General features: G+C 69.0%; 6 protein-coding genes and 1 pseudogene. 1 reads left to right on the forward strand and 6 read right to left on the reverse strand.

The window, feature by feature from the left end; genetic code table 11:
* Positions 1 to 240 precede the first annotated feature (240 nt).
* The 6 genes from ACM14_RS11875 to rpoN all read right to left on the reverse strand — a co-directional run bounded on the left by ACM14_RS11875 (position 241) and on the right by rpoN (position 8,065).
* Complete coding sequence (locus ACM14_RS11875; RefSeq protein WP_065346246.1) at positions 241 to 1,533, reverse strand: Zn-dependent hydrolase; 1,293 nt, start codon at positions 1,531 to 1,533, stop codon at positions 241 to 243.
* Between the two features lie 67 nt (positions 1,534 to 1,600).
* Complete coding sequence (locus tag ACM14_RS11880) at positions 1,601 to 5,494, reverse strand: ATP-binding protein (protein ID WP_217491960.1); 3,894 nt, start codon at positions 5,492 to 5,494, stop codon at positions 1,601 to 1,603.
* Between the two features lie 55 nt (positions 5,495 to 5,549).
* Entirely contained in the window at positions 5,550 to 5,750 is a 201-nt protein-coding gene (locus ACM14_RS11885; RefSeq protein ID WP_013801919.1) for a hypothetical protein, read from the reverse strand.
* 1 nt (position 5,751) lies between these two features.
* Positions 5,752 to 5,946 (reverse strand): hypothetical protein, encoded by a 195-nt coding sequence (locus ACM14_RS11890; RefSeq protein WP_012206153.1) that lies wholly within the window; start codon positions 5,944 to 5,946, stop codon positions 5,752 to 5,754.
* Positions 5,947 to 5,994: 48 nt separating this feature from the next.
* Positions 5,995 to 6,333, reverse strand: coding sequence for a hypothetical protein (locus ACM14_RS30600; RefSeq protein WP_043825251.1), 339 nt, complete (start codon positions 6,331 to 6,333; stop codon positions 5,995 to 5,997).
* Between the two features lie 169 nt (positions 6,334 to 6,502).
* On the reverse strand, positions 6,503 to 8,065 hold the full coding sequence (gene rpoN / locus ACM14_RS11895) for an RNA polymerase factor sigma-54 (protein WP_065346248.1): 1,563 nt from the start codon (positions 8,063 to 8,065) through the stop codon (positions 6,503 to 6,505).
* A gap of 328 nt (positions 8,066 to 8,393) precedes the next feature.
* Here rpoN and ACM14_RS11900 point away from each other — a divergent pair.
* Positions 8,394 to 8,681, forward strand: a pseudogene (locus ACM14_RS11900) (hypothetical protein); the annotation flags it as partial.

Raw genomic sequence — 8,681 nt, forward strand, 5'->3', positions numbered from 1 at the left:
CAGGGTCTGATGGGGCGGTGCAACCCTCTCGCAGCGGACCGGCAGTGCCGGGTCGCCCATGCGGTGGGTTGTCGATGATCGGGGAGGGTGGTTCCGCCATCTTGCATTGGGAAACCCGCTATTTGGGCGGATTTCCGCAATCTGTGCCACAGGGGCTTCCACCAAGGAGCAGCTTGTGCCTGCTCCAGAGGGAAGCGGGCTATTTTATGCCGCCTTGGTGCCTGGCCGCAGGCCAGGCGCTCAGGCCTGCGCCAACTGCCTGTCCAGCACGCGCACCGTCTCGTACAGCACGCGCGTGCCGTCCAGCAGCTGGGCGGGTTCTATCCACTCCTCGGGCGCGTGGCTGCGGCCGTGGAGGCAGGGGATGAAGATCATGCCCATGGGGCCGGTGGGCGCCATGTAGACGGCGTCATGGCCGGCGCCACTGGGCATGCGCATGTGGGCGTAGCCCAGGTTTGCGCAGGCCTGCTCCACGCCCTGCATGACGGGCGCGGCGCAGTCCGTGGGCTGGGAGCGGCTCACGTCGGCCATCTCGGCACGCACGCGCAAGGCGGCCAGGCCGGGCAGGACTTCGGCCAGCAGTTCCTCGGGGAAGCGCTCCAGCACGCCGGCGTGGTCGCTGCGCACTTCCATCATCATCTCGACCAGGCCGGGCACGGCGTTGGAGGCATTGGGCGTGAGCGAGAGCCGGCCCACGGTGGCCACCACATAGTGGGGTTGGCCGCTGAGCGCAGCGGCCTTGCGGTTGGCCGCATCGATGATGCGCGCCGCGCCCACCAGCGCGTCCTGGCGGATGTCCATGGGCGTGGTGCCTGCGTGGTCGGCCTGGCCGCGCACGGTGAAGCTCACGCGGCGGATGCCCACGATGTTCGTCACCACGCCGATCGGCAGGCCGCGCTGCTCCAGCACCGGGCCCTGCTCTATGTGCAGCTCCACGAAGGCGGCCGTGCCGCCGGCGCTGCGCAGCGGGCGGTCCAGCGCCTCGGGCCGCGCGCCGATGCGGCGCATGCCTTCGGCCAGGGTTTCGCCTTGCGGGTTGCGGGCGGCCAGCATGGCGGCGTCCAGCTTGCCCGACAGCGCGCGGCTGCCTATGCAGGAGATGCCGTAGTCGCTGGGTTCTTCGGACAGGAAGTCGATCACCTCGAACGGGTGCTGCAGGGCGATGCCGTTTTCGTGCAGGCAGTGCGCGACCTCGATGCCGGCCAGCACGCCGATGATGCCGTCGAAGCGCCCGCCCATCATCACGGTGTCGCAGTGCGATCCGGTGGAGATGGGGGCGCGTTGCACCGGGCCTAGGGCAGCCGGCAGGCGGCCCACCAGGTTGCCGCCTTCATCCAGATGGACCTGCATGCCCGCTGCCTCGAACTGGCCGCGCAGCCAGGCACGGGCCTGGTCGAATTCAGGGGAGAAGGCGCGGCGCGTCCACGGCACGTCGGGCAGGGTGAAGGTGGACAGGGTCTCCACGCGGCGCCACAGGCGCTCGGCATTGATGGGGGGCAGGCTAGGGGCGGAGGAAGCGGGCAGGGCGGTCATCGGTCTCGGTGGCGTCTGGGGCAGCTGGGATCGGGCAGCCCGAATTCTCGCGCGAAAAAAGCAGTCCTCACGGCAGGGGGCGCAGGCCCGCCAGCAGACGCTCGAGCGTGTCGAAGCTCACGGGTTTGACCAGGTGGTGGTCCATGCCGGCTTCCCGTGATCGTCTCAGGTCCTCCTCCTGCCCCCAGCCCGTGAGCGCGATCAGCACGACCTGGTCGCGGCCGTGCTCGGCACGGATTCGGCGGGCGACCTCCAGGCCGTCCATGCCGGGCAGGCCGATGTCCAGCAGCACCACTTCGGGCCTGAACGCCGCGTGCATGGCCAGGGCGCCGGGGCCGTCGCGGGCAATCTCGACTTCGGCGCCCAGCAGCCTGAGCAGCATGGCCAGGGTGTCGGCGGCGTCGATGTTGTCATCGACCACCAGGATGCGGCCGAAGGCCGTTGCATCCTCGGGCTGGGCATTCGGTACCTGTCCCGCCAGGGGCTGCGCCTGGGTGGGCAGGGGCAGGTGCAGCCTGAATTCGCTGCCCTGGCCCTTGCCTTCGCTGAGCGCCTGCACGCTGCCGCCGTGCATCTCGACCAGGCTGCGCACCAGGGTCAGCCCGATGCCCAGGCCGCCCTGTCCACGGCGGCCGTTGCGGTCCACCTGCATGAACAGATCGAACACCTTGCCCAGCAGGGCGGGCGGGATGCCGATGCCGTTGTCGCGTACCGAGACCACGGCCTGCGCACCGTCGGTCCAGGCGGCCAGAACGATGTGGCCGCCGGAGTGCGAGTACTTGGCGGCATTGTTGAGCAGGTTGGAGACCATCTGCGCCAGCCGCATCGGGTCGGCCAGCAGCGACACGGGCGCGGCGGGCAGCTCCAGGCGCAACTGGTGGCTGCCTGCCTCCATGACCGCGCCGCTGGCCGCCACCACGCCTTGCAGCACATCGTTCAGGTCCACCAGTTCCTTGCGCAACTGGACCTTGCCCGTGGTGATGCGCGAGACCTCCAGCAAGTCGTCCACCATGCGGATCATGTGGTTGACCTGGCGCTCCAGCATCTCGTGGCTGTGGCGCACGCTGTCGTCGCCGCTGGCGGTGCGCTTGAGGATTTGCAGGCCGTGGCTGATGGGCGCCAGTGGATTGCGCAGCTCATGCGCCAGCGTGGCCAGGAATTCGTCCTTGCGTCGGTCGGCTTCCTTGAGGTGGTACTCGGCCTGTTTGAGTTCGGTGATGTCCTGGATGACGGAGCAGGTGCCTATGAGCTGGCCGTCGTCATCGCGCAGCGGCGCGCAGCTGACGCGCATCCACCATTCGCGGCCATCGTCGTCGGTGTGCAGCATCTCCAGCCCGGGCATGACCACTTCGCCGCGCAGCGCGCGCTTGCCGGGCCAGTTCTCGGGGGCAATGGGCTGGCCCTTGTCATCCCATCCCTTCCAGCGCGGCAGGCGGTCCGCCAGGGTGGAAGGAATGGCGCGCGGCACGAAACGGTCCATGAGCGCATTGCTCAATACCATGGTGCCGCTCATGTCGGAGACGCCCACGCCCGCAGGCATCTGGTCGATGATGGCGCGCAGCTTTTTCTCGTTGGCCTGCACGGCGACGTGGACCTGTTCGCGCACACGCACCAGCTGCAGCAGCGATGCGATGCGCGCCAGCAGCTCGCGCGCCGAAAAGGGCTTGACCAGGTAGTCGTCCGCGCCCGCGCGCAGGCCTTCGACCTGGGCCTCCTGGCCGGCCCGCGCGGACAGCATGATGACGGGAATGGCGCGCGTGGTCTCGTCACTGCGCAGCGCATGCAGCAGCTCGAAGCCGTCGGGCACGGGCATCATCACGTCGGCCAGCACCAGGTCGGGCCGCTGGCGGTGGATGCTGGCCAGCGCGGCGCGGCCATCGCCCACGATCTCCACGTCATACAGCGGCTCCAGCAACTGGCCGATGTAGCTGCGCATGTCGGCGTTGTCATCGGCGCAGACGATGCGGGCTCGCGGGGGCAGGGCACCACCGTGCATGTCCCGCTGCATGTCCCGCTGCATGGGCCTGGCTTCGTCGCTGGCAGCCGGGGCGGGCTCGCCGGGCAGCCAGCGCAGGGCCTCATCCACCTGCGGGTGCGATGCAGGCGGGCGCGCGGGCCGGTGCTCGGCCCGAAGATGCGCATTCCCCCTGGGCAGGCGCACGGTGAAGCGGCTGCCTTCGCCCTCCGTGCTGCTGACCGTGACGGTGCCGCCATGCAGCCGTGCCAGCTCCTGCACCATGGCCAGGCCGATGCCCGTGCCCTCGTGCGTGCGGGCCGGCTTGCCGGGGATGCGGTGAAAACGCTGGAAGAGATGGGGCAGGTGCTGGGGCGCAATGCCCGATCCGGTGTCGGTGACGGACAGCTCCACGGCACCACAGGCCCCCCCCGCGCCGTGCGCATCGAGCACATCGGGCACATCGCGCAGCGCCACTGCGATTTCGCCTTGCAGCGTGAACTTGAAGGCGTTGGACAGCAGGTTGAGCACGATTTTTTCGTACATGTCGCGGTCCACATGGACCGGTCCGTCCAGCGGCGGGCAATCCACGCGCAGCCGCAGGCCGGCTTGCTCCACGGCCGAGCGGAACATGCTGGCCAGCTCGGCCGTGGTGCGGGCGAGGTCCGTGGGCTCGTAGCTGGCTTGCATGCGCCCGGCCTCGATGCGCGAGAAGTCCAGCAGGGCATTGACCAGTTTTTGCAGGCGCAGCGCGTTGCGGTGGATCATCTGCGTCTGCCCGGCCGGCACCTGGCCGCCGTGCTCGCGCAGGGCATCTTCCAGCGGGCCCAGGATCAGGGTCAGCGGGGTGCGCAGCTCGTGGCTGACGTTGGAGAAGAACACGGTCTTGGCGTGGTCCACCTCGGCCAGGGCCTTGGCGCGCCGTGCTTCCTGCTCGTAGGCCTGGGCGTGCGCGACCACGCTGCCCGTGTGGCTTGCCACCATGTCGAGGAAGGCGCAATAGTCCACATCCAGCGGGCGGCGCGGGCTGACGCCCAGCACCATCACGCCCGAGACCTGGCCGTCGCCCGACCAGCGCACAGGCACGATGCGCGCCAGGCGCGAGGCCTCGGGCCAGGGGCCGCCGGGCAGGGACAGGCCCAGGGACGCCAGTTCCACATTGGCGGGCTGGGCCGGCTGGGCCGCCTGATCCGCCTGATGCACCTGGTCCGTTCGGTCCGCTCGGTCCGCTCGGTCCGATGGATCGGATTGCACGGCCCGGTCCAGCGGCCAGCGCGAGGGGTCGGCCGCCAGCTCCATGTCCAGATCCATGCCCGTGGCGCAGAGCATCCTGAAGGCCGGGCCGCTGGCGCCTGCGCTGCCCGCGGCAGGGGTGTCCAGGCATTCGTAGATGATGGCGAAGGGCACGTCGTAGGGGTTCTCGTCCAGCACGGCGCAGACTTTCTGGGCGGCGTCCCTGGCGTTGTGCATGTCCAGCGTGCGTATGCCCAGGCGGTGCAGCGTCTCCAGGCGCCTGCGGCTGACGATTTTTTCCGTGGTCTCGGTGCAGGGGCAGAACACGCCCTGCACGGTGACGCCGTCATCGGCCAGGATGGGGCCGTAGGTGAAGGTCACGAAGACCTCTTCCTGCGGCAGGTCGCGGTCGAAGAAGTAGCGGGCGTCGGTGGACCAGGTGGCCTCGCCGGTACGCATCACGCCTTCCAGCATGGGGCCGATATCGCTCCAGATCTCGCTCCAGCAGTGCGCGCCGGCCTGGCCCAGCGCCTGGGGGTGCTTGCTGGTTCCCAGGAAGGGGATATAGCCATCGTTGTAGATCAGGCGGAAGTCTTCGCCCCACCAGATGGTGATGGGAAAGCGCGAGCCCAGCGCCAGGCTCACGGCGTTGCGCAGGGTCTGCGGCCAGCCGTCCGGCGCTCCCAGGGGCGTGGCCGCCCAGTCGTGGGAACGCACGCGTGCCGGCATTTCGCCGCGCTGCGGCAGGAATCGAAAACTGTCTTCTGAGTTCACACTTTCTCCCACGGCAATTGCGGGTCTCGGGTCTCAGGCCTGGCCGCAGTCGCGGTTATTTTGACTTGGACTGGCCCGCCTGCCTGCCCCGGCCCGAGCCCGACAGCTTGCCGCCGCCGCTTTGCCTGTTCACGGTGGCCCAGGCGCGCTTTTCAGCTTCTTCGTGGCCCACGCCGCGCGACTCGTAGCTGTCTTCGATATGCCGAGCCTGGCGCTTTTGCTTATCGGTATAGGCCGATTTGTCACCTTGTGGCATGTCACTCTCCCTTGCGCGTCTGTTCCTGCTCCGGGGACGGTGGCAGCTCGATGGGCGGCGCCGTGGTGGGCGGGTCGATGGGCTCGGGCCCGCGCGGGCGGCCGGGCTGGCGGTTGGGATCATCGGGGGCCACGGGGTCGTTGGGCGTGGTCGGCACCTGGGGAATATTGGGTGCGTGAGGCAGAGGGTGGTTCATGGTGCGTGTCCTTTTGGGGGTGTGTGGTGATGAGGTGTGGATGCCGGCTCAACGCGCAGGCGTGGAGGTGGGGGCAGGCGTCGTGGCTGGATCAGCCTGCTGCGGCGCGGCGGAAGGCGCGGGCGGCGACACGGGCTGTGTCGCGGGAGACGGTGAGGGCGAAGGTGAAGGCAACGATGAGGGCGAAGGCGTTCCAGTCGCTCCAGTGGCGCTGGGCGCATCCAGCCGGCCCTTGGGGGCCATGAAGTTGAACATCAGCACCAGGATCAGTGCGACGGCGGCGGTGAGTGCGCCTATGCGCAGGGGCCAGCGTCCGTCGCGGATGTGGTTGTTCTCGCTGCGCTGGCGTTCTAGGGGGGCATGCATTCGGCGGGGTGAGTTGTCCATGGCGGGCTCCTTCTGTCCATGAGCTTTCACCTTAGGCCGGGCGGCGGCCTGCAACTGTCGGACAAGGCATGCCCTGCGGGAGCGACAAGCCGCTGCACGGCGGTGGGGCTTGGCAGGACGGGCCGGACAGGCTTTTGGACAGGCACGCCGCTTGCCACAAAGCCAGGTTTCAGGCGTGGCGCCTGCGCCGGTCGGCCGGTTCTATGCGCAGCAGCTGGCGGTATTTGGTGACGGTGCGGCGTGCCACGACCAGGCCCTGGGCACCGAGCTGGCGTGCGATTTCGACATCCGACAGCGGCCGGGCATCGGACTCGGCCGCGATGATGTCGCCGATCAGCTCGCGGATGGCCGTGGCCGAGCAGGCATTGCCGCTGGCGCTGAGCATGGGGCGCGAGAAGAAATGCTTGAGTTCGAACACGCCCGTGGGCGTGGCCATGTATTTGTTGTTGGTCACGCGCGAGACGGTGGACTCGTGCACGCCCACTTCCTCGGCAATCTCGCGCAGCACCAGCGGCTTCATGGCCATGGCGCCGAACTCCAGGAACAGCTGCTGCTTGCGCACGATGGCCTGCGCCACGTCGAGGATGGTGGAAAAGCGCTGCTCCACGTTGCGTACCGTCCAGCGCGCATCCTGCAGGTGGTCGGCCAGTTGGTTCTGGCCGCTGCGGCGGTGGCGCTGAAACAGCTGCTCGTAGACGCGGTTCAGGCGCACGCGCGGCACGACCGCGGGGTTGAGGTGCACGTTCCAGCCGTTCTGGCCCCGGCGCACGATCACGTCGGGAACGATGTAGTCCACGTGGGAGGAGCCGAAGTTCCAGCCCGGCCTGGGGTTCAGCCGACGTATGCAGTCCAGCGCCTGCGTGATCTGCGCGGGCGGCACCTGCAGCGCCCGGGCCAGCCGGGGCACGTCGCGGGCGGCCAGCGCATCCATGTGGTCCTGCACCATGGCCTGGGCCAGCTGGCGCAGGTGGGCATCGCCGATCTGCGGGCATTGCAGCAACAGGCATTCGCCCACGCTGCGGGCGGCCACGCCGGCCGGGTCCAGCGATTGCACCAGGCGCAGGGCAATGAGCATTTCCTGCGCGTCAGGTGCGGGGCTGAGGGCCAGCAGGCCCGCCAGTTCCTGCAGGTCGGTGCGCAGATAGCCGTCGTCGTCCAGCGACTCCACGATGGCGCGGGCCATGCACAGGTCGCGCGGCGTCATCGCCATCACGTTGAGCTGGCCGTGCAGGTGCATGGCCAGCGTGGTCTCGCAGGCCGCCAGATCCATGGCCGTGCCTTCTCCATCCACCCCCTGGCGCGCGCCCGTATGCATGTCGGCCAGCCACAGGTCGCGGTCGTCGGCGGGTTCGGTGGCGGGGCCGGGCAGGTGGTCGGCCGGGTCGGGCGGGTGCTGCGTGCCGGGGAGATCGCGGTCCATGTCCAGACCGATGCCCATGCCGAAGCCTTCATCCATGCCCGTATCGGAGGTCAGGCCTGCCTCCGGGGCCAGCCTGCCCATGCCGCCTTCCCGGTCCTCTTCACCCAGCTCCTTGCCGTCGAGCAGCCCCTGTTCATACTCGCCGTCCTGCGCATCCTGCGGGTCTTCCAAGAACGGGTTGTCCTCCAGCTTGCTGCGCACCACGGCGGCAAAGTCCAGCGAGGACATCTGCAGCATCCGCACTGCAAGCTGCAGGCGGGGAGAAAGCGTCTGGGACTGGCGTATGTCCGCCCTGAGGTGCATGGAACCCATTTCATCTCCTTGGTGCGATGACCCGAAGACGCAAGCTCCATGCCGCCATGCGGGCGGCGAATCGTCTGGATACACTTTGGGCACGAAACCTGCTGTGGTCTCCCTGCGCAGGCGGCACGGGGCCCAGGGTTTTGCCGCCGCTGCGGGGGATCGGTTCTGGAACAGCGGGGCCGGTCATGGCGTCCACGGCAGAAATTGCCGTTTGGGCGCAAGGTTTTCTGCAAACTTTGCCATGTACCAGTCCACCAGCTTCCACACGGTCCCGCCCCCGGGGGCCCAGAATTCCGTTCCACGGGAGGCGCCGCGTGATGCCCTGCCCGAAGATCCCATGTCCATACGCCTGAGGTTGGTCCTGCTGCTGCTGGCCTTGCTGGTCTTTGTGCTGGCGGCCTCGTCCTGGCTGCTGTTGCGCGCCTACCAATCCGAGCATGCGGCGCAGGAGCAGGCCGCGCGCGTCAGCAGCATGGCCGTGGCCCGTCTGCTGGACAAGGAGCCGCGCACGGCCGGCGCCGACCAGGTGCTGGCGGCCTTGCGGCCCTTGCTGGACTCCGGCTGGCCCGGCTTTCTGGTGGACAGCACAGGCCGGGCCCTGCCGGCCGGGCCCGGCGCGGCAGCC

It is taken from the genome of Delftia sp. JD2 (assembly GCF_001682645.1).
GTDB lineage: Bacteria > Pseudomonadota > Gammaproteobacteria > Burkholderiales > Burkholderiaceae_C > Comamonas > Comamonas acidovorans.

Bases quoted from the DNA above. Each gene is read 5' to 3' on its own strand.
- rpoN (WP_065346248.1), bottom strand. From the start codon at position 8,065: ATGGGTTCCATGCACCTCAGGGCGGACATACGCCAGTCCCAGACGCTT.
- ACM14_RS11875 (WP_065346246.1), bottom strand. From the start codon at position 1,533: ATGACCGCCCTGCCCGCTTCCTCCGCCCCTAGCCTGCCCCCCATCAAT.
- ACM14_RS11885 (WP_013801919.1), bottom strand. From the start codon at position 5,750: ATGCCACAAGGTGACAAATCGGCCTATACCGATAAGCAAAAGCGCCAG.
- ACM14_RS30600 (WP_043825251.1), bottom strand. From the start codon at position 6,333: ATGGACAACTCACCCCGCCGAATGCATGCCCCCCTAGAACGCCAGCGC.
- ACM14_RS11890 (WP_012206153.1), bottom strand. From the start codon at position 5,946: ATGAACCACCCTCTGCCTCACGCACCCAATATTCCCCAGGTGCCGACC.